The following is a 16,672-nucleotide window of genomic DNA, read 5'->3' as shown; positions in this document are numbered from 1 at the left end:
CCCCTCCGTCGGCTACGCCGACACCTCCCCCACAGGGCAGGGCTATCGCATATGACCCAGGAGTGAGAGCAGGAAGGTTTCATCCCAGCCGGCGCGCTTGATCTTGGTCTTGATGGAGCCCTTGCCGGGGTGCTGTCGCAGGGTGTTGAGGGCGAGCTTTCGGATCAGGGCGAGGTTTTGCGGTGCGTTGTCCTTGCGGCTGCGCGAGGCGTCCTCCAGCAGGGCCACGTCGAGCACCCAGTGCAGCTGGTTCTCGATGGTCCAGTGGGTCTGGGCGACCTGGAGCATCCTTTCGGGGGACAGGAGCGTGGACAGCAGGAAGAAGCGGACGATGACCGGCTCGGGGGCGCCGGCCCGCTTGCAGTGGGTCTCCACGCGGGCGACGGCGGCCAGGCCGGGAAAGTCCATGTCCTTGGCGGGGACGACCAGGGCGGCGCGGCCCTCGATCCGGTCGTGGCCCTTGGCGGGGCCTTGGAGGGCCTCGTTGGTGGGATCGGCGGCGGCGAGCAGGGCCTGGGCCTTGGCCAGCAGGGTGGGTTGGTTGGCCTTCAGGGCCAGGGCGTAGTCGGCTCCGGTGTCCAGGATGGTCTGGGCGGTGTCGGCCCGGCAGTGCAGGGCGTCGGCGGTGACGATGCAGCCTTCCAGGCCCAGCAGGGCCAGGGCCTGCTGGGCGCCCAGCACTTCGTTGCGGCCCGGCGCCAGGCGCTGGCCGATCACCAGCCGGGCCTCGGCGGCCCAGACATTGACCAGATGCAGCGGCGAGGCCCGGCATCCGCGCTCATAGGCTCCGCGCAGAGCCTTGCCGTCGATCGCCACCACGCCCTTCAAGGCCCCGGCGAAGGCGGCGGTGAACTGGGCGAAGGCCGCTTCGAACGGCTCGGGCGCCAATCGGCGAAACACGCGGCTGAAGGTGTCGTGGCTGGGCGGACCGTGCTCCAGCTTCACCACCTGGCGCAGGAAATCCAGCTTGGCCCGCGCGAAGGCGGCCATGTCAGTGCAGTCTTCCGCCCCGCACAGCACCGCCGCCAGGGCCACGAACACCAACTCCAGAAGATCATGCCGAGCGTTCCTCGCCCGCGGATCCTCCATCGCCGAAAAACAAGCCGCGAACGTCTCCATCCGACCGTCTCCCTCTCACAAGGAGACACCCTCAGAATCCCGTTCGGACCAAAAATCCATATGCGATTCCCCTCCCCCACAGGGGGAGGACCTTAACTCAGAGCACCCGCTCCACCGCCGCAGCGAACGCCGCGCCGTCGTCGTGGGCGTGCTCCAGGAACAGGTCCGGCTCGATGACCTCCAGCTCCATCAGCTGCGGCGTCCCGTCCAGGCCACGGATCAGATCGACGCGGGCGTAGGTCAGGGGCGCCCCGGCCGCCTTCAGCACCATCTCGGCCGCGCGCAGAGCCTCGGGCTCGGGCGCGACGCCGCTGACCTGGCCGCCGAACTGGGGCTGGACGCGGAAATCGCCGGCCACGGCCACCTTGGCCACCGCGTGGCTGAACCGGCCGTCGAAATAGAACAGCGACAGCTCGCCCTCCTCGCCCACGGCCGGCAGGAACGGCTGGATCAGGGCCGGGCCCGTGGTGCAGCCGAGCAGGCCGTCGGCGTGGCGCAGCTTGACCGTGTCCTGCGAGCCGCCGGAGATCTGCGGCTTGGTGACCAGCACGTCGACGCCGAACACGTCGCGGGCGTGGTCCAGCGCCGCCATCGTCAGCCGCTCGACCGCGTGGGTCGGCACCACCGGCGCCCCCTTGGACGCCAGGTCGGCCAGATAGGTCTTGGTCGTGTTCCAGCGCAGCACCGCGGCGGGATTGACCAGGCGGGCGCCGGCCGCCTCCAGGGCGTCGAGCCGCGCGAACCACCCGTCAGTCCGCAGGTGGTAGCCCCAGGTGAGCAACGGCAACACCACGCGGGCGCCAGACGTGTCAACGTCGACCCAGCTGGCGGCCTCGACGGTCAGCCCGCGAGCCCGCAACGGCGCCGCCAGGCGTTCGAAGATCGGCGACCAGGTGTTGGCGAAGCGGGGTTCATCCGGCGCGGGGGTCAGGATCAGGACGTCGGTCGGGGCTGGGGTCATGCCCTGGCGGTAGAACGCCGCGCCCCGCGGAGCAAGGCCCGCGTTGCCTTGCGGCCCCCGATCCGGTACTTCGCGCGCGTCGCGCTTTTCGGATAAGGCCTTTCATGACCGCTCTCTACGACGTCGCCGCCATCGGCAACGCCATCGTCGACGTCATCGCCCAGTGCGACGACGCCTTCCTGGAGCGGGAAGGCCTGGTGAAGGGCGCGATGGCCCTGATCGACCCGGCGCGCGCCGCCAGCCTGTACGAAGTGATGGCCGCCGGCATCGAGGCCTCGGGCGGTTCGGCCGCCAACACCGCCGCTGGCGTCGCCAGCTTCGGCGGCAAGGTCGCCTTCATCGGCAAGGTCGCGGACGACCAGCTGGGCGCCGTTTTCCGCCACGACATGAAGGCCATCGGCTGCGACTTCTCCACCCCGCCGCTGGCGGAAGGCCCGGCCACGGCCCAGAGCCTGATCAACGTCACCGCCGACGCCCAGCGCACCATGTCGACCTATCTGGGCGCCTGCGTCGAGCTGACCCCGGCTGACGTCGATCCGGCGATGATCGAAGCGGCCCAGTATTCCTACCTGGAAGGCTATCTGTTCGACCCGCCCGAAGCCCGCCGCGCCTTCGCCAAGGCCGCCGCCCTCAGCCACGGCGCGGGCCGCAAGATCTCGATGACCCTGAGCGACAGCTTCATGGTCGATCGCCACCGCGGCGCCCTGCTGGGCTTCATCGAGACCCAGTGCGACGTGGTCTTCGCCAACGAGAGCGAAATCTGCTCGCTGTTCGAGACCACCGACTTCGACGCCGCGGTCAAAGCCTTGGCCAGCCGGGTCGAGATCGCCGCGGTCACTCGCGGCGAAAAGGGTTCGATCGTCGCCTCGGGCGCGGCCTTGCACGAAATCTCGGCCTATCCGGTGGAAAAAGTCGTGGACACGACCGGCGCGGGCGACCAATACGCCGCAGGTTTCCTCTACGGCCTGTCCCAGGGCCGTCCGCTGCCGGTCTGCGGCCAGCTGGGCTCCCTGGCCGCCGCCGAGGTGATCGACCACTATGGTCCGCGCCCGCAGGTCTCCCTGCGCGAGCTGGCCGCCCGAAACGGCCTCTAGGACAAGAACGGACGACCATGGCCCGCACCGCTGAAGTGGTCCGCGAGACGAAGGAGACCCAGATCCGGGTCTGGATCGATCTCGACGGGACCGGCGCCTCGACGATCTCCACCGGCATAGGGTTCTACGACCACATGCTGGAGAGCTTCGCGCGCCACGGCGGTTTCGACCTGAAGGTCGAGACCAAGGGCGACCTGCACATCGACATGCACCACACGGTCGAGGACACCGGCATCGTGCTGGGCCAGGCGATCCACAAGGCGCTGGACGGCTTCAAGGGGATCCGCCGCTTCGGCCACGCCTATATCCCGATGGACGAGACCCTGACGCGCTGCGCCATCGACCTGTCCAACCGGCCCTACCTGATCTGGAAGGTCGACTTCAAGCGGCCCAAGGTCGGCGAGATGGACACCGAGCTGTTCAAGGAGTTCCACCACGCGTTCGCCATGAACTGCGGGGCGTGCGTGCACCTGGAGACCCTCTACGGCGACAACACCCACCATGTCGCCGAGAGCGGGTTCAAGGCCTTGGCCCGGGCGCTGCGCCAGGCGGTCGAGATCGACCCCAAGACCGGCGGCCATGCCCCTTCCACCAAGGGCGTGCTGTAGGAAACCGATTTCATGCAGACCGTCGCCCTGATCGATTACGGGTCGGGCAACCTGCGCTCGGCCGAGAAGGCCCTGCGCGAGGCGGCCCGCCGCCACGCCATCGACGCTGACATCGTTGTCACCGCCGATCCCGCGATCGTGGCCGCCGCCGATCGGGTGGTGCTGCCCGGCGTGGGGGCCTTCGCCTCATGCCGCGCGGGCCTGGACGCTTCGGGCGTCTACGAGGCCATGAACGAGGCCGTGCACGGCCGTGGCGCGCCGTTCCTGGGCATCTGCGTCGGCCACCAGCTGCTGGCGAGCGAGGGCCTGGAGTTCGGCGTCACGCCGGGCCTGGACTGGATCCACGGCCAGGTGAAGAAGCTGGCGCCGAACGATCCGGCCCTGACCATTCCGCACATGGGCTGGAACGCGATCGCCTTCGCGCGCGACCACGCCCTGTTCAAGGGCGTCGAGACCGGCGCCCACATGTATTACGCCAATTCCTTCGCCCTGACCCCGGCCGACCCGGCCGACGTGCTGGCCACCACCGACCACGGCGGTCCGTTCACGGCGGCTGTGGCCAAGGGCAACGTGGCCGGCGTACAGTTCCACCCCGAAAAATCCCAAGCCGCGGGGCTCGCCCTGCTCGCCAACTTCCTGGAATGGCGCCCATGATCCTCTATCCCGCCATCGACCTGAAGGACGGCCAGTGCGTGCGCCTGCTGCACGGCGACATGGACAAGGCCACGGTCTTCAACACCAGCCCCGCCGACCAGGCCGAGCGCTTCGTGCGCGACGGCTTCTCGTGGCTGCACGTGGTCGACCTGAACGGCGCCATCGAGGGCAAGTCGGTCAACACCGCCGCGGTGCAGTCGATCCTGGAAGCCATCTCGATCCCGGTGCAGCTGGGCGGCGGCATCCGCACCCTGGAAGGCGTCGAGGCCTGGATCGAGGCCGGCGTCAGCCGCGTGATCCTGGGCACCATCGCCGTTCATGACCCCGACCTGGTCCGCAAGGCCGCCCGCCTGTGGCCCGAGCAGATCGCCGTGGCCGTCGACGTGCGCGACGGCAAGGTGGCGGTCGATGGCTGGACCGGCCTGTCGGACCTGGACGCCATCACCCTGGGCAAGCGCTTCGAGGACGTGGGCGTGGCCGCCCTGATCGTCACCGACATCAGCCGCGACGGCGCCCTGACCGGCGTCAATGTCGAGGGCGTGGGCGAACTGGCCGACGCGGTGTCGATCCCGGTCATCGCCTCGGGCGGCGTGGCCTCGGTGGCCGACATCGAGCGGCTGAAGGCGCGTCCGGGCGTCGAGATCGCCGGCGCCATCCTGGGCCGCTCGCTCTACGCCGGCACGATCAAGCCGGCCGAAGCCCTGACCATAGCGGCCGCCTGATGCTCAAGACCCGGATCATTCCGTGCCTGGACGTCAAGGACGGCCGGGTGGTCAAGGGGGTCAATTTCGTGGCCCTGCGCGACGCCGGCGACCCGGTCGAGCAGGCCCGCGCCTATGACGCGGCCGGAGCCGACGAGCTGATGTTCCTGGACATCACCGCCTCCAGCGAGGGCCGCGGCCTGATCCTGGACGTGATCTCCCGCACCGCCGAGGTCTGTTTCATGCCGGTCTCGGTCGGCGGCGGCGTGCGCCAGGTCGGCGACATGCGCCGCCTGCTGCTGGCCGGCGCCGACAAGGTGTCGGTCAACACCGCCGCTGTCGAGAACCCCGACCTGGTGGCGGCCGGCGCCGACGCCTTCGGGGCGCAGTGCGTGGTCGTCGCCATCGACGCCAAGGCCCGCGCGGACGGTTCGGGGTGGAACGTCTGGACCTATGGGGGCCGCAAGGACACCGGGATCGACGTGGTCGACTGGGCCGCCAAGGTCGTCGAGCGGGGGGCCGGCGAGATCCTGCTGACCTCGATGGACCGCGACGGGGCCAAGATCGGCTACGACATCCCCCTGCTGCAGGCCGTGACCGGCGCGGTGACCGTACCGGTGATCGCCTCGGGCGGGGCGGGCAAGACCGACCACCTGGTGGAAGCCGCACGCGACGGCCACGCGGCCGCCGTGCTGGCCGCCTCGATCTTCCACTTCGGCGAGATCAGCGTCGGCGAAGCCAAGCGGGCCATGGCGCAGGCCGGCATTCCCGTGCGCCTGGACGACCTGAAGGGGGCCGCGTGAGCACGCTGTTCGACGTCCTGGAGCGCCTGGCGGCGACGATCGAGGCCCGCAAGGGCGGCGACCCGGCGACCTCCTACACCGCCAAGCTGCTGAACGACCCGGCCCTGGCCGCCAAGAAGCTGGGCGAGGAAGCCGTCGAGACGGTGATCGCCGCCGTGGCCCAGGGGCCGGACGCCCTGGCGTCCGAAAGCGCCGACCTGCTGTACCACTGGCTGGTCCTGATGGCCGCCTCGGACGTGTCGCTCGACACCGTGGCCGAGAAGCTGGCGGCCCGCGAGGGCACGTCGGGCATCGCCGAGAAAGCGTCGCGGGGCGGTTCCTGAGCCGGGGACAGGCGCATGCGCCTGTCCCCGAAACGGCCTCACGCCAGGGGCTAGCCCAGCAGCTTGCCGAGCAAGGCCGAATGCAGGCTCCAGCCCAGGAAACCCGCCAGGCCCATCACCACGCCCAGGGCGCCGAACGCCCAGGACGCCCACAGCGCCGCCGGGATCTCGACCAGCGCCGCCACCGCCGCGATCGACACGGCGATGGAGATCAGGGCGTCGGAGGCGTCGAACTGGTCGTCATGGACGTTCAGGGCGTCATACTGTCCCGCATAGCCTTCGGCCCTGGCCTTGAGCGCCGGAATCTCGCTCCTGTACTTGCCCATCTCGGCCTCGAGCCGAACGGTTTCGAGATTCACGGCGGCCCGCGTCGTCTCGCCGCCCGACACGGCCAGCAGCCGGGCTTGGTCCACGGCCGTCTCGTCGATGTGAAGCTTGGTTTTGGTGGCCTGGTACTCGTTCCAGGCGTCGACGCCGTCCGACTGCGCCTGCTGCATGGCCTGGACGATGTTGCCGTCCTTGACCCCGCACAGCCCCATGAAGATCGACAGGGCGACCACGGTGATCGCCACCCGCCGGTTGAAGCTTTTGTCCTTGGCCTCGGCCCCGATCTCGATGTCCATCTCGCCTCTCCGGAACGCGGCGAAGCTTGACGCCCAGATTCTGGCGACGGCGCGGCGAAGCTAGGCTTGAAACTTCAAAACCCCGCTCATCCCGGCGTTCGCCGGGATGAGCGGATGTTAAACCTTGGGAGGCCGCCGCTTCAGGGCCACGTACAGCGCTCCGTCGCCGCCGTGCCGCTTGTCGGCCGGCGACACGCCGGCCACGATGTCGCGCAGGGCCGGGTCGGCCAGCCATTCGGGCGTGCGGGCCCGCAGGACGCCGACCCCCAGCTTGCCCTTGCCGGTCACCACCAGGGCCGCGCGGTGGCCGTCCTCCCAGGCGCGGCGCAGGAAGGCCTCCAGCACCGGCCGGGCCCGGTCCTGGTCCAGGCCGTGCAGGTCGAGGCGGGCGTCGAGCGGCGCATGCTCGCGGGCGATCTTGCGACGACGGTTGGGCTCGATGCCCTCCAGCGGTCCGGGCGCGCGCCTGGTCTCCGCCGGCGTGATGGTCTTGGGATCCACCAGCAGCGGCGCCATCGGCTGCAGGCTGGTCGGCTGGACCAGAGACTTCTGGGCCTTGGGCGTCCAGCCCGCCGCCTTGTGGGTCGGCTTGGCCTTGACCGTGGCCGTGACCATGCCCCACAGGCGCATCTCGTCGTGGCGCGGGGGGCGCTTCACCGTCTCAGCCCCGGGGAACCAGGCGATAGAGGCGCAGGTCGTGGCGCACGCGCCCGGCTTCCGCCCCGGCCGCCGGACCCGTGCCGGTGTAGAGGTCGGCCCGCACGTCGCCCTTGATCGCGCCGCCGACGTCCAGGGCCACCGCCAGGCGGCGATAGGTCGGGAAGGCGCCCGCCAGCTTCGGCGCGCTGGCGTCCAGCCAGAACAGCTCACCCATGGCGTGTCTGGCTGGATCCACGGCGATCGCGCGGCCGGGCGGCAGCGGAACGCCCGCCGCGCCCACGGCCTGCTTGCCATCGTCGGGCAGGGTCTGGAAGAACACGTAGCGCGGGTTCAGCCGCATGATCGCGTCGGCTTCGGGCCCGCGATGATCGGCAAGCCAGGCGCGGATGGCGTCGCCGGAGGTGTTGTTGTCCGGCAGCAGGCCGCGGTCGCGCATCGGCGTGGCGATGCCAACGAACGGCCGGCCGTTGTGGGCGGCGAACGCCGCGCGCACCCGCCGGCCGTCGGGCAGGACCAGCACGCCCGAGCCCTGGATCTGCAGGAAGAACAGGTCCTCCGGCCGCATCCAGGCCAGGGGCCGGGGCTCCGGCATGGCCTCGATGGCCGCCCGGTCGCGATAGGGCAGCACCTGGCCGCCCTCGATCTCGCCGGCCGCCTTCTTGCCCGCCAGGCCAGGATCGAACTGGGCGAAGTCCAGCGTGACGAGATCGGCCGGCTTGCCGCGCAGCGGGGCGCTGAACTCGGCCGAGCGCGACATCCGCGCCTCGTACTCCGGCGCGAAATAGGCGGTCAGCAGGCCCTGCCCCGGGATGGCCTCAGGGCGGAAATTGGCTTCGAGGAAACGACGGGCGTCGTCGTCGTTCCAGGCCGGCTCGGCCCGGGCCTTGCGGCAGACCTCGGCCAGGGCCGGATCCTTGGCCGCGCCGCAGCCTTGGCGGAAGGCGTCCAGCGCGCCCAGGTGGTCTTCCTGCGCCCATCCGGCCAGGTCGTTGAACGACACGGGCGTCGAAGGGGCGGTGTGCGTGACCGGCGGCGGGGTCGTCCCCGGCGTGACGGGACCCGCCGGCCGGACCGGCGCGGTCGTACAGGCCGCCAGCGCCAGCAGGGCGAAGGCGGCGACGAAACCCTGACGCGGCATCACGCCTCCGCGACGTCGACGCGGACCAGGGTCCAGTTCGGATTGCGGCTCTTCAGGTCGCGCTGGAAGGTCCACAGATCAGCGGTGCGGCGGTCGTCGACCGCGTCGCCCTCGGCGCTGGTCGAGCGGGTGCGGATCTCGGCCAGGATGCGGACCACCGCCTTGGCGACGTCGCCCTCGACCGTCACCGAGTCCAGGTCGGTGCGCGGGGTGACCAGGAATTCGGCGGTCTCGGTGCGGCTCTGGGCCTCACGGGCGGCGATGGCGGTCTCGAAATTGGCCATCACCTCCGGCGACAGCAGCGGCCGCAGCGTCTCGCGGTCGCCGGCGGCGAACGCCTTGACGATCATCTCATAGGCCTGGCGCGCGCCGCCGAGGAAATGGCCGACGTCGAAGTCGGTCTGGCGAGCCCGCAGGGCGGCGATGCCTGACAGGGCTTCAGGCGGGGCTTCGGGGGCCTTCAGGTCACGCTGCGGCGCGCTGGCGGGAACCACCGCGGGCGCGTCCTCGGGCTGACGCCCAACCCGACGCCCAAGGGTGGCGTAGAGCTGGTAGAGGACGACCGCGGCCAGGGCCGCCAGGATAATCCATTCAAACACGATATTTTCCGCTCATTCGGCCGACGCGCTTCATCGGACCTATATAGGCCATAACGGGCTCGCGCGTCAGGCGCCTGGCGTTGCGCGCCAGCCGCCCCCGTGTTAGCAGCCCGGCTCTCTCCTAGCGGCCCCTTTCGACGCCGAATACGGATTTATCGCCCATGACCGACACCACCGCCGCTCCGCCCGCAACTTCCGAAGACGGCGCGCCCGGCGAAACCGGCATCCGCATCATCGCCCAGTTCGTGCGCGACTTCTCGTTCGAGAGCCCGCACGCCCCGGATTCCCTGCGCGCCGGCGGCGCGCCGCCGGCCATCGACATGGGCGTCGAGATGAACGCCCGCGGCCGTCCCGACGGCCTGTTCGAGGTGGACCTGAAGCTGTCGGCCCGCGCCACCCGCGACGAGCAGCCGGTGTTCCACGTCGAGGTGATGTACGGCGGCCTGTTCCACATCTCGGGCGTGCCGGAAGACCAGCTGGAGCCGGTGCTGCTGATCGAGTGCCCGCGCTTCCTGTTCCCCTACGCCCGCCGCCTGATCTCGGACGTCACCACCGAAGGCGGTTTCCCGCCCTTCCTGATCGACCCGATCGACTTCGCCGGCGTCTACGCCGCGCGCAAGGCCCAGGCCGAGGGCGTGGTGGTCGGCAACGCCTGATCACGGGCCGAGCGTTAGAATACAAAAGCCCCGGTCGCTCGAAGCGGCCGGGGCTTTTTGCTTGTCTGCGCCTAGAACCCCCTCAGTCGCTCCGCGACAGCTCCCCCAAAAGGGGAGCATCTGGCCGCACTGATCCTCCCCCTCTGGGGGAGGTGGCCCGGAGGGCCGGAGGGGGTCCGCCGCCTCAGGGCTGCAGCCGGTAGCCGCCCATCTCGGTGATCAGGATCCGCGCCACGGCCGGGTCGGGCTCGATCTTCTGGCGCAGCCGATAGACGTGGGTCTCGAGCGTGTGGGTGGTGACCCCGGCGTTGTAGCCCCAGACCTCGGTCAGCAGCTCCTCGCGCGACACGGGCTTGGAGCCGGCGCGGTAGAGGTACTTGAGGATGTTGGTTTCCTTCTCGGTCAGCCGGACCTTCTTCTGCTTCTCGTCGATCAGCAGCTTGGCCGACGGCCGGAATTCGTACGGCCCGATACGGAACAGGGCGTCTTCCGACGCTTCGTAGCTGCGCAGCTGGGCGCGAATGCGCGCCAGCAGCACGCCGAAGCGGAAGGGCTTGGTCACATAGTCGTTGGCGCCCGATTCCAGGCCCAGGATGGTGTCGCTGTCGCTGGCCGCCGCCGTCAGCATGATCACCGGCGCGGTGACGCCGTTCTTGCGCATCAGGCGGCAGGCCTCGCGGCCGTCCATGTCGGGCAGGTCGACGTCCAGCAGGACCAGGTCGGGCTTCAGCTCCCTGGCCATCCGCACGCCCTCGCCGGCCGTGGGCGCCTCGGCGACCGCGAACTCCTCGTGGAGGGCGAGCTGCTCGGCCAGAGCCCCGCGCAGATCATCGTCGTCATCGACCAGGAGAAGGGTTTTGCGTTGCGCCATGGGCGGGAACATGCACCGCTGCGGCCCCTGGCGCCAAGGGCGGTTCTCGTTCCCGGCGCAGCAACGCCCCTGGAGACCGCGTCTTGACGATCTTTCGCGCCCGCCCCGACGGATCCAGCCCCTGGAACGGCCGGATCGCGTGGGATGGAGGGTCGGCGCGCGCGGCGCTCGGCAAGGCCGGCGTGATCGCCGCCGCCGACAAGCGCGAGGGCGACAACCGCAGCCCGGCGGGCGCCTGGCCGATCCGCTATGTCCTCTACCGACCCGACGCCTATCCCGACGGCCCGGCCACCGCCCTGGAGGCCAGGCCGATCACGCCGGACGACGGCTGGTGCGACGCGCCGGGCGACCCGGCCTACAACCAGCCCGTCAAGCTGCCCTACCCCGCCAGCGCCGAACGGCTGTGGCGCGACAATCCCGTCTACGACCTGGTGGTGGTGCTGGGCCATAACGACGACCCGCCGGTCGCCGGCCTGGGCTCGGCGATCTTCCTGCACCTGGCGCGCGACGGCTATCCAGGCACAGAAGGCTGCGTGGCCCTGGCGCGCGCCGACGTCGAGGCCCTGCTGGCGGCCGCCAAGCCGGGGGATGTCGTCGAGATCGCGGCGGACTAGGCTCGGCTTCCAAACAGCGCCGACCCGACGCGCACCGACGTCGCCCCGCAGGCGATGGCGGTCTCGAAGTCGTCGCTCATGCCCATGGACAGCCTGGCCAGCCCGTTGCGGGCGGCGATCTTGGCCAACAGCCGAAAATGCGGGGCAGGATCACCTTCGGCCGGCGGGATGCACATCAGGCCCTCCACGGGCAGGTCCAGGCCCCGGCACAGCGCGATGAAGCCGTCGGCCTCGCCGGGGACAACCCCCGCCTTCTGCGGCTCCAGGCCGGTATTGACCTGCACGAACAGGCGCGGCGCCCGGCCCAGGGCCTGGATCTCGTCGGCCAGCACATGGGCCAGCTTCTCGCGGTCCAGGCTTTCGATCACGTCGAAGAAGGCCACGGCGTCGCGGGCCTTGTTGCTCTGCAAAGGCCCGATCAGACGCAGCTCGACCTCGGACCGGCGCTCGCTCCACCGGCCCATGGCCTCCTGGACGCGATTTTCCCCGAACACCCGCTGGCCCGCGTCGAGAACAGGCGCGATATGGTCCCAGGGCTGCAGCTTGGACACCGCCACCAGGGCGACCGCATCGGCCGGGCGACCGGCGGCCAGGGCGGCGGCCTGAATACGGCGCTGGATCGAGGCGTAGGCTGAGAGGACTTCCGAGGACATGGGTTTCGAACACGCGAGCGACCAGATGGACGCCCTGTCTAGAACGGCGGCGCGCCTTCGCCCATGGCTGGTGCGCGGAAAGCCGCTGCCGAACCTGCTGTTCTTCACCGATCCTGCGCGGACGCCCGATCCCGAACGGGTCGCCGAGCACCTGCCCGCCGGCGCGGCCGTGGTGTTCCGGGCGTTCGGCGCGGCCGACGCGGTCGTCCAAGGGCGGCGGCTGCGCGAAATCAGCCGGCGACGCGGCCTGGTGCTGTTGGTCGGGGCCGAGCCGGCCCTCGCCCTGGCCGTCGAGGCCGATGGTCTTCATCTGCCCGAGCGGCTGGCCTCGACCCTGCCCGGCCTGCGCAAGGCTCAGCCCGATTGGCTGATCACGATCGCCGCCCACGGCCTGGACACGGCCCGCATCGGCGCCGCGGCGGGCGCCGACGCCCTGGTGGTGTCGCCGGTCTTCCCCAGCCGCAGCCCCTCGGCGGGGGCGCCGCTGGGCGTGGACGGCCTGAGAAGGATCGTCGAGGGGGTGCAGACCCCGGTCTACGCGCTGGGCGGGGTGCGCGCCGACACGGCGGCGCGGCTGCTGGACACGGGGATTGTCGGGATCGCGGCGGTGGAGGCGTTGAACGCCTGATCGCGTTTTAGAACTTGAACGCGGTTTCCAGCTTCACCCGCGGCGCGGGTTCCTGGATCTCGTTCCGGCGCGCGGCCAGGGCCGGGTTCTGGTCGCCCAGGGCCACGGCGCCGCCGACGCGGATCGACGGGGTGACGCTGTAATAGGCGCCGGCCTGGACGTCCTTGGCTTCCATCTCGCGGCCCACGGGCTGGTCGAGATCGAGCTTGAGGCCCCACTTGCCCTTCTTGTCGTCCCATTTCAGGGACTTCTTCGGGCCTTGCTGCGGATTGAACGGCGCGATCGGGGCGGGATTGCTGAAGTCATTCTTGACGGCGAAATCCGGCGTGGTCGTGCGCGGCTTGCTCTGGGCATGGACACCCGAGGCCGATCCCAGAAGGATCAGCGTGGCGGCCCCTGCCATGAAATACCGTGCGGCGAACATGTTACTCGAACCCAATCCCCAACCCGCGCCTCGATAGAGTCAAACCCTATATAGGAGCGGGATCCCTGAATATCGATTAAAGGTTTCAATACAACGCGGTCAACCGCGCTTGGATTACGCAAGACGTCGCAGGAGTCGATTCAAGCGGCGCCTGTGGCGGTCCTGCCACGCGATTCCTGTTTTGACGCAGCGCGACCATGCTATAGACCGGCTTCCGGCTGCGGGGGCGCGCCAGAGATGCGCGTCGAAGATGCGCAAACGCGTCGGCGAGACATTGGAGCGAGGTACTATGGCGTTTGAGCGTGGGTCGGTGTTGCGCGGCGTCGCCGCTGGCGTTCTGGCGCTGACCGTTCTGACCGGTGTGTCGGCCTGTGGCGGCAACAAGGGCGGTGGCCAGTTCACCACTCAGGACAATGAACCGGGTTTCAACCCGTTCAAGGGTCGGCACGGCGGCAAGTCGGCGCCCCAGGCCGGCGCGATCGGCGTCAACGGCTTCCTGTGGCGCGCCAGCCTCGACACCCTGGCCTTCATGCCCCTGGCCTCGGCCGACCCCTACGGCGGCGTGATCGTCACGGACTGGTACACCAATCCGGAAAAGCCGGACGAGCGCTTCAAGGCCACCGTATACATCCTGGACACCCGCCTGCGCGCCGACGGCCTGAACGTCACGATCTTCAAGCAGGTCAAGGACGCCGGCGGCGGCTGGACGGACACGGCGGCCACCGAGCAGACGGCGACCGACATCGAGAACGCCATCCTGACCCGCGCCCGTCAGCTTCGACTTTCCAACATCAAGAACTAGGGTCTCACCCCGGGTTCTTCGCGGGAGCCCTTTGTCCGCGCGACAAATGGCTCCCGTCCATACTTTAGAGAAGCGCGCCACGGCCGAAACCGCTTAAGACTTCCGCGGACCGCGCCCGAGGCGCGCGTTTCCGTTCCCAACAGTCTGGTTTCATGGCCCGCTACAATCCCAAAGACACCGAGCCGAAGTGGCGCGCCGCCTGGGCGAACGCCAACACCTTCCTGACGCCGATCACCCCTGACGCGCGTCCGAAGTACTATGTGCTCGAGATGTTCCCCTACCCGTCGGGGCGCATCCACATGGGCCATGTGCGCAACTACGCCATGGGCGACGTGGTGGCCCGCTACAAGCGCGCCCAGGGCTTCAACGTGCTGCACCCGATGGGCTGGGACGCCTTCGGCATGCCGGCCGAGAACGCCGCCATGGAGCGCGGCGTCCACCCCAAGGGCTGGACCTACGACAACATCGCCGCCATGCGCGAGCAGCTGAAGGCCCTGGGCCTGTCGGTCGACTGGTCGCGCGAGTTCGCCACCTGCGACCCGGAATATTACGGCAAGCAGCAGGCCTGGTTCCTGCGCCTGCTGAAGCGCGGCTTGGTCTATCGCAAGGAAGCCTCGGTCAACTGGGACCCGGTCGACATGACCGTCCTGGCCAATGAGCAGGTGATCGACGGCAAGGGCTGGCGCTCGGGCGCGACGGTCGAGAAGCGCAAGCTGACCCAGTGGTTCCTGCGGATCACCGACTACGCCGACGCCCTGATCGACGGCCTGAAGACCCTGGACCGCTGGCCCGAGAAGGTCCGGATCATGCAGGAGAACTGGATCGGCCGGTCCAAGGGCCTGCGGTTCACGTTCAAGTTCGCCGAAAAGCCCCCCGCCGGCCATGAGGACGGTCTGGAGGTCTACACCACCCGCCCCGACACCCTGTTCGGGGCCAGCTTCGTGGGGATCGCCCCCGAGCACCCGCTGGCCGAGCAGCTGGCGGCGGCCGACCCGGCCGTGGCCGCCTTCGTCGCCGAATGCCGCAAGGGCGGCACCTCGGAGGCCGACATCGAGGGGGCCGAGAAGCTGGGCCGCGACACCGGCCTGCGCGTCGTCCACCCGCTGGACCCGACCCAGACCCTGCCGGTGTGGATCGCCAACTTCATCCTGATGGACTACGGCACCGGCGCGATCTTCGCCTGCCCGGCCCACGACCAGCGCGACCTGGACTTCGCCCGTAAGTACGACCTGCCCGTTCTGCCCGTGGTGCTGCCGCCCGGCGAGGACGCCGCGACCTTCCAGGTCGGCAAGGAGGCCTATGTCGGCCCCGGGTCGATCTTCAATTCGCAATTCCTGGACGGCCTGGACATCGAGGCGGCCAAGACCGAGGCGGTCAACCGCATCGAGGCCATGAACCAGGGCCAGGGCGCCACCGTCTATCGCCTGCGCGACTGGGGCGTCAGCCGCCAGCGCTACTGGGGTTGCCCGATCCCAGTGATCCACTGCGAGGCCTGCGGCCCCGTCGGCGTGCCGGAAGACCAGCTGCCGGTGGTGCTGCCCGACGATGTCGCCTTCGACAAGCCCGGCAACCCGCTGCTGCGCCACCCGACCTGGCGCCACACCACCTGCCCCAGCTGCGGCGGCAAGGCCGAGCGCGAGACCGACACGCTGGACACCTTCGTCGACAGCTCCTGGTACTTCGCCCGCTTCACCGACCCGACCTCCGCCGAGCCGATCAGCAAGGTCGCCGCCGACCACTGGATGCCTGTCGACCAGTATATCGGCGGCGTCGAGCATGCGGTGCTGCACCTGCTGTACGCCCGCTTCATCACCCGCGCCCTGAAGGACGAGGGCCTGGTCTCGGTGGAGGAGCCGTTCGCCGGCCTGTTCACCCAGGGCATGGTCACCCACGAGGCCTACAAGAACGCCGCCGGCGAGTGGGTCGAGCCTTCGGACATCCGCATCACGGTCGAGGGCAACACCCGCACCGCCAGCCACGCCGCGACCGGCGAGCCGATCACCATCGGCGACATCGAGAAGATGTCGAAGTCCAAGAGGAACGTCGTCGCACCCGAGGACATCTTCGAGGCCTACGGCGTCGACGCCGCCCGGCTGTTCGTGATGAGCGACAGCCCGCCCGAACGCGACGTGCAGTGGACCAACAGCGGCGTCGAAGGCTCGTGGCGCTTCACCCACCGGGTCTGGAACGAGTTCGACAACCAGCCCGCCGGCGACTTCGCCCATGACGAGGCCGACGCCGCCGCCCTGGCCCTGCGCAAGGGCGCCCACCGGCTGATCGGCTTCGTCACCGACTCGATCGAGGGCTTCCGCTTCAACAGCGGCGTGGCGCGGCTGTACGAGTTCCTGAACATGCTGAAGGCCGCGCCGGCCGAAGGCGCGTCGCAAGGCGTCCTGGCGGCCCGCGCCGAGGCGCTGGAGATCCTGGCTCGCCTGATCTCGCCCTTCACGCCTCACCTTGCCGAAGAGGCCTGGGCGCAGCTGGGCAAGAGCGGCATGGTGGTCGACGCGCCCTGGCCCAAGGCGGATCCCGCCCTGGCCGCCGACGACGAGCGCGTGCTGCCGATCCAGATCAACGGCAAGCGCCGCGGCGAGATCAAGGTCAAGGCCGGCACGGCCGAGGCCGAGGTCGAGAAAATCGCTCTGGCGGACGCCGCCGTGCTAGGCCACCTTGAGGGCTTGACCGTTCGCAAGGTGATCGTGGTGAAAGACCGTATCGTCAACATCGTGGCCGGCTGATCC

General features: G+C 69.8%; 20 protein-coding genes. 11 read left to right on the top strand and 9 right to left on the bottom strand.

Annotated elements, in window-relative coordinates; genetic code table 11:
- Positions 1 to 42 precede the first annotated feature (42 nt).
- Positions 43 to 1,119: an ISAs1 family transposase gene (locus G3M57_RS26030; RefSeq protein ID WP_163228787.1), complete on the bottom strand. Its 1,077-nt coding sequence runs from the start codon at positions 1,117 to 1,119 to the stop codon at positions 43 to 45.
- 97 nt (positions 1,120 to 1,216) lie between these two features.
- Complete coding sequence (locus G3M57_RS26025) at positions 1,217 to 2,080, bottom strand: ATP-grasp domain-containing protein (protein WP_163233584.1); 864 nt, start codon at positions 2,078 to 2,080, stop codon at positions 1,217 to 1,219.
- 104 nt (positions 2,081 to 2,184) lie between these two features.
- Here G3M57_RS26025 and G3M57_RS26020 point away from each other — a divergent pair, with 104 nt between their 5' ends.
- From G3M57_RS26020 to G3M57_RS25995, 6 genes are read left to right on the top strand one after another with little or no spacing between them, the layout of a single operon-like run.
- A complete protein-coding gene (locus tag G3M57_RS26020; protein ID WP_056759867.1) occupies positions 2,185 to 3,174 on the top strand; it encodes an adenosine kinase in 990 nt (329 codons plus the stop codon).
- A 17-nt stretch (positions 3,175 to 3,191) separates the two neighbouring features.
- Entirely contained in the window at positions 3,192 to 3,782 is a 591-nt protein-coding gene (gene hisB, locus G3M57_RS26015) for an imidazoleglycerol-phosphate dehydratase HisB (RefSeq protein ID WP_019848747.1), read from the top strand.
- A gap of 12 nt (positions 3,783 to 3,794) precedes the next feature.
- Positions 3,795 to 4,436 carry an imidazole glycerol phosphate synthase subunit HisH gene (gene hisH / locus G3M57_RS26010; RefSeq protein WP_163233583.1) on the top strand — a complete coding sequence of 214 codons (642 nt, stop codon included), beginning with the start codon at positions 3,795 to 3,797 and terminating at the stop codon, positions 4,434 to 4,436.
- Positions 4,424 to 5,158 carry a 1-(5-phosphoribosyl)-5-[(5-phosphoribosylamino)methylideneamino]imidazole-4-carboxamide isomerase gene (gene hisA / locus G3M57_RS26005; protein ID WP_162251679.1) on the top strand — a complete coding sequence of 245 codons (735 nt, stop codon included), beginning with the start codon at positions 4,424 to 4,426 and terminating at the stop codon, positions 5,156 to 5,158. Before hisH ends, hisA begins: the two co-directional genes overlap by 13 nt.
- Complete coding sequence (gene hisF / locus G3M57_RS26000) at positions 5,158 to 5,940, top strand: imidazole glycerol phosphate synthase subunit HisF (protein WP_082564695.1); 783 nt, start codon at positions 5,158 to 5,160, stop codon at positions 5,938 to 5,940. The genes hisA and hisF overlap by 1 nt, the downstream gene beginning before the upstream one ends.
- Complete coding sequence (locus G3M57_RS25995) at positions 5,937 to 6,263, top strand: phosphoribosyl-ATP diphosphatase (RefSeq protein ID WP_056759874.1); 327 nt, start codon at positions 5,937 to 5,939, stop codon at positions 6,261 to 6,263. The genes hisF and G3M57_RS25995 overlap by 4 nt, the downstream gene beginning before the upstream one ends.
- Positions 6,264 to 6,313: 50 nt before the next feature.
- On the opposite strand, the gene G3M57_RS25990 is transcribed toward G3M57_RS25995, so the two are convergent.
- From G3M57_RS25990 to timA, 4 genes are all read right to left on the bottom strand, one after another.
- Entirely contained in the window at positions 6,314 to 6,886 is a 573-nt protein-coding gene (locus tag G3M57_RS25990) for a DUF4337 domain-containing protein (RefSeq protein WP_163233582.1), read from the bottom strand.
- A gap of 117 nt (positions 6,887 to 7,003) precedes the next feature.
- Entirely contained in the window at positions 7,004 to 7,543 is a 540-nt protein-coding gene (locus G3M57_RS25985; protein WP_163233581.1) for a Smr/MutS family protein, read from the bottom strand.
- 4 nt (positions 7,544 to 7,547) lie between these two features.
- Positions 7,548 to 8,684 carry a murein transglycosylase A gene (gene mltA / locus G3M57_RS25980; protein ID WP_163233580.1) on the bottom strand — a complete coding sequence of 379 codons (1,137 nt, stop codon included), beginning with the start codon at positions 8,682 to 8,684 and terminating at the stop codon, positions 7,548 to 7,550.
- Positions 8,684 to 9,283, bottom strand: a complete 600-nt coding sequence (timA, locus tag G3M57_RS25975) for a TIM44-related membrane protein TimA (RefSeq protein WP_056759882.1) — start codon at positions 9,281 to 9,283, stop codon at positions 8,684 to 8,686. The genes mltA and timA overlap by 1 nt, the downstream gene beginning before the upstream one ends.
- 161 nt (positions 9,284 to 9,444) lie before the next feature.
- On the opposite strand from timA, the gene secB reads away from it, so the two are divergent.
- Positions 9,445 to 9,939, top strand: coding sequence for a protein-export chaperone SecB (gene secB, locus G3M57_RS25970; protein WP_056759885.1), 495 nt, complete (start codon positions 9,445 to 9,447; stop codon positions 9,937 to 9,939).
- A 184-nt stretch (positions 9,940 to 10,123) separates the two neighbouring features.
- Here secB and G3M57_RS25965 read toward each other — a convergent pair whose 3' ends face one another.
- Positions 10,124 to 10,810 carry a response regulator transcription factor gene (locus tag G3M57_RS25965; protein ID WP_029589393.1) on the bottom strand — a complete coding sequence of 229 codons (687 nt, stop codon included), beginning with the start codon at positions 10,808 to 10,810 and terminating at the stop codon, positions 10,124 to 10,126.
- Positions 10,811 to 10,893: 83 nt separating this feature from the next.
- Here G3M57_RS25965 and G3M57_RS25960 point away from each other — a divergent pair, with 83 nt between their 5' ends.
- The gene (locus tag G3M57_RS25960; protein WP_230983955.1) at positions 10,894 to 11,424 is read left to right on the top strand and encodes a L,D-transpeptidase family protein; all 531 of its coding nucleotides are present in this window, start codon (positions 10,894 to 10,896) and stop codon (positions 11,422 to 11,424) included.
- On the opposite strand, the gene G3M57_RS25955 is transcribed toward G3M57_RS25960, so the two are convergent.
- Positions 11,421 to 12,077: a YggS family pyridoxal phosphate-dependent enzyme gene (locus G3M57_RS25955; protein ID WP_163233579.1), complete on the bottom strand. Its 657-nt coding sequence runs from the start codon at positions 12,075 to 12,077 to the stop codon at positions 11,421 to 11,423. The two genes, G3M57_RS25960 and G3M57_RS25955, sit on opposite strands and share 4 nt — an antisense overlap.
- Between G3M57_RS25955 and G3M57_RS25950 the strand changes: the two genes are divergently transcribed.
- Positions 12,076 to 12,705: a thiamine phosphate synthase gene (locus tag G3M57_RS25950; protein WP_188916260.1), complete on the top strand. Its 630-nt coding sequence runs from the start codon at positions 12,076 to 12,078 to the stop codon at positions 12,703 to 12,705. The two genes, G3M57_RS25955 and G3M57_RS25950, sit on opposite strands and share 2 nt — an antisense overlap.
- Positions 12,706 to 12,712: 7 nt before the next feature.
- Here G3M57_RS25950 and G3M57_RS25945 read toward each other — a convergent pair whose 3' ends face one another.
- Positions 12,713 to 13,129 (bottom strand): NtrZ family periplasmic regulatory protein, encoded by a 417-nt coding sequence (locus tag G3M57_RS25945; protein WP_056759443.1) that lies wholly within the window; start codon positions 13,127 to 13,129, stop codon positions 12,713 to 12,715.
- A 274-nt stretch (positions 13,130 to 13,403) separates the two neighbouring features.
- Between G3M57_RS25945 and G3M57_RS25940 the strand changes: the two genes are divergently transcribed.
- Both G3M57_RS25940 and leuS read left to right on the top strand, forming a co-directional pair.
- Complete coding sequence (locus G3M57_RS25940) at positions 13,404 to 13,931, top strand: DUF3576 domain-containing protein (RefSeq protein WP_163233578.1); 528 nt, start codon at positions 13,404 to 13,406, stop codon at positions 13,929 to 13,931.
- A gap of 152 nt (positions 13,932 to 14,083) precedes the next feature.
- On the top strand, positions 14,084 to 16,669 hold the full coding sequence (gene leuS / locus G3M57_RS25935; RefSeq protein WP_163233577.1) for a leucine--tRNA ligase: 2,586 nt from the start codon (positions 14,084 to 14,086) through the stop codon (positions 16,667 to 16,669).
- Positions 16,670 to 16,672: the final 3 nt, after the last annotated feature.

Source organism: Caulobacter rhizosphaerae (assembly GCF_010977555.1).
Classification (GTDB): domain Bacteria; phylum Pseudomonadota; class Alphaproteobacteria; order Caulobacterales; family Caulobacteraceae; genus Caulobacter; species Caulobacter rhizosphaerae.
Note: the sequence above shows the minus strand (reverse complement) of the source record. Positions and strands in the feature narration are given on the sequence as shown.

Excerpts from the sequence above, each read along its gene's own strand:
- secB (WP_056759885.1), top strand. The coding sequence starts at position 9,445 with ATGACCGACACCACCGCCGCTCCGCCCGCAACTTCCGAAGACGGCGCG.
- mltA (WP_163233580.1), bottom strand. The coding sequence starts at position 8,684 with ATGCCGCGTCAGGGTTTCGTCGCCGCCTTCGCCCTGCTGGCGCTGGCG.
- G3M57_RS26020 (WP_056759867.1), top strand. The coding sequence starts at position 2,185 with ATGACCGCTCTCTACGACGTCGCCGCCATCGGCAACGCCATCGTCGAC.
- hisA (WP_162251679.1), top strand. The coding sequence starts at position 4,424 with ATGGCGCCCATGATCCTCTATCCCGCCATCGACCTGAAGGACGGCCAG.
- hisB (WP_019848747.1), top strand. The coding sequence starts at position 3,192 with ATGGCCCGCACCGCTGAAGTGGTCCGCGAGACGAAGGAGACCCAGATC.
- hisF (WP_082564695.1), top strand. The coding sequence starts at position 5,158 with ATGCTCAAGACCCGGATCATTCCGTGCCTGGACGTCAAGGACGGCCGG.
- leuS (WP_163233577.1), top strand. The coding sequence starts at position 14,084 with ATGGCCCGCTACAATCCCAAAGACACCGAGCCGAAGTGGCGCGCCGCC.
- G3M57_RS25955 (WP_163233579.1), bottom strand. The coding sequence starts at position 12,077 with ATGTCCTCGGAAGTCCTCTCAGCCTACGCCTCGATCCAGCGCCGTATT.
- G3M57_RS25965 (WP_029589393.1), bottom strand. The coding sequence starts at position 10,810 with ATGGCGCAACGCAAAACCCTTCTCCTGGTCGATGACGACGATGATCTG.
- G3M57_RS25990 (WP_163233582.1), bottom strand. The coding sequence starts at position 6,886 with ATGGACATCGAGATCGGGGCCGAGGCCAAGGACAAAAGCTTCAACCGG.
- G3M57_RS25950 (WP_188916260.1), top strand. The coding sequence starts at position 12,076 with ATGGGTTTCGAACACGCGAGCGACCAGATGGACGCCCTGTCTAGAACG.
- G3M57_RS25945 (WP_056759443.1), bottom strand. The coding sequence starts at position 13,129 with ATGTTCGCCGCACGGTATTTCATGGCAGGGGCCGCCACGCTGATCCTT.
- G3M57_RS26030 (WP_163228787.1), bottom strand. The coding sequence starts at position 1,119 with ATGGAGACGTTCGCGGCTTGTTTTTCGGCGATGGAGGATCCGCGGGCG.
- hisH (WP_163233583.1), top strand. The coding sequence starts at position 3,795 with ATGCAGACCGTCGCCCTGATCGATTACGGGTCGGGCAACCTGCGCTCG.
- G3M57_RS26025 (WP_163233584.1), bottom strand. The coding sequence starts at position 2,080 with ATGACCCCAGCCCCGACCGACGTCCTGATCCTGACCCCCGCGCCGGAT.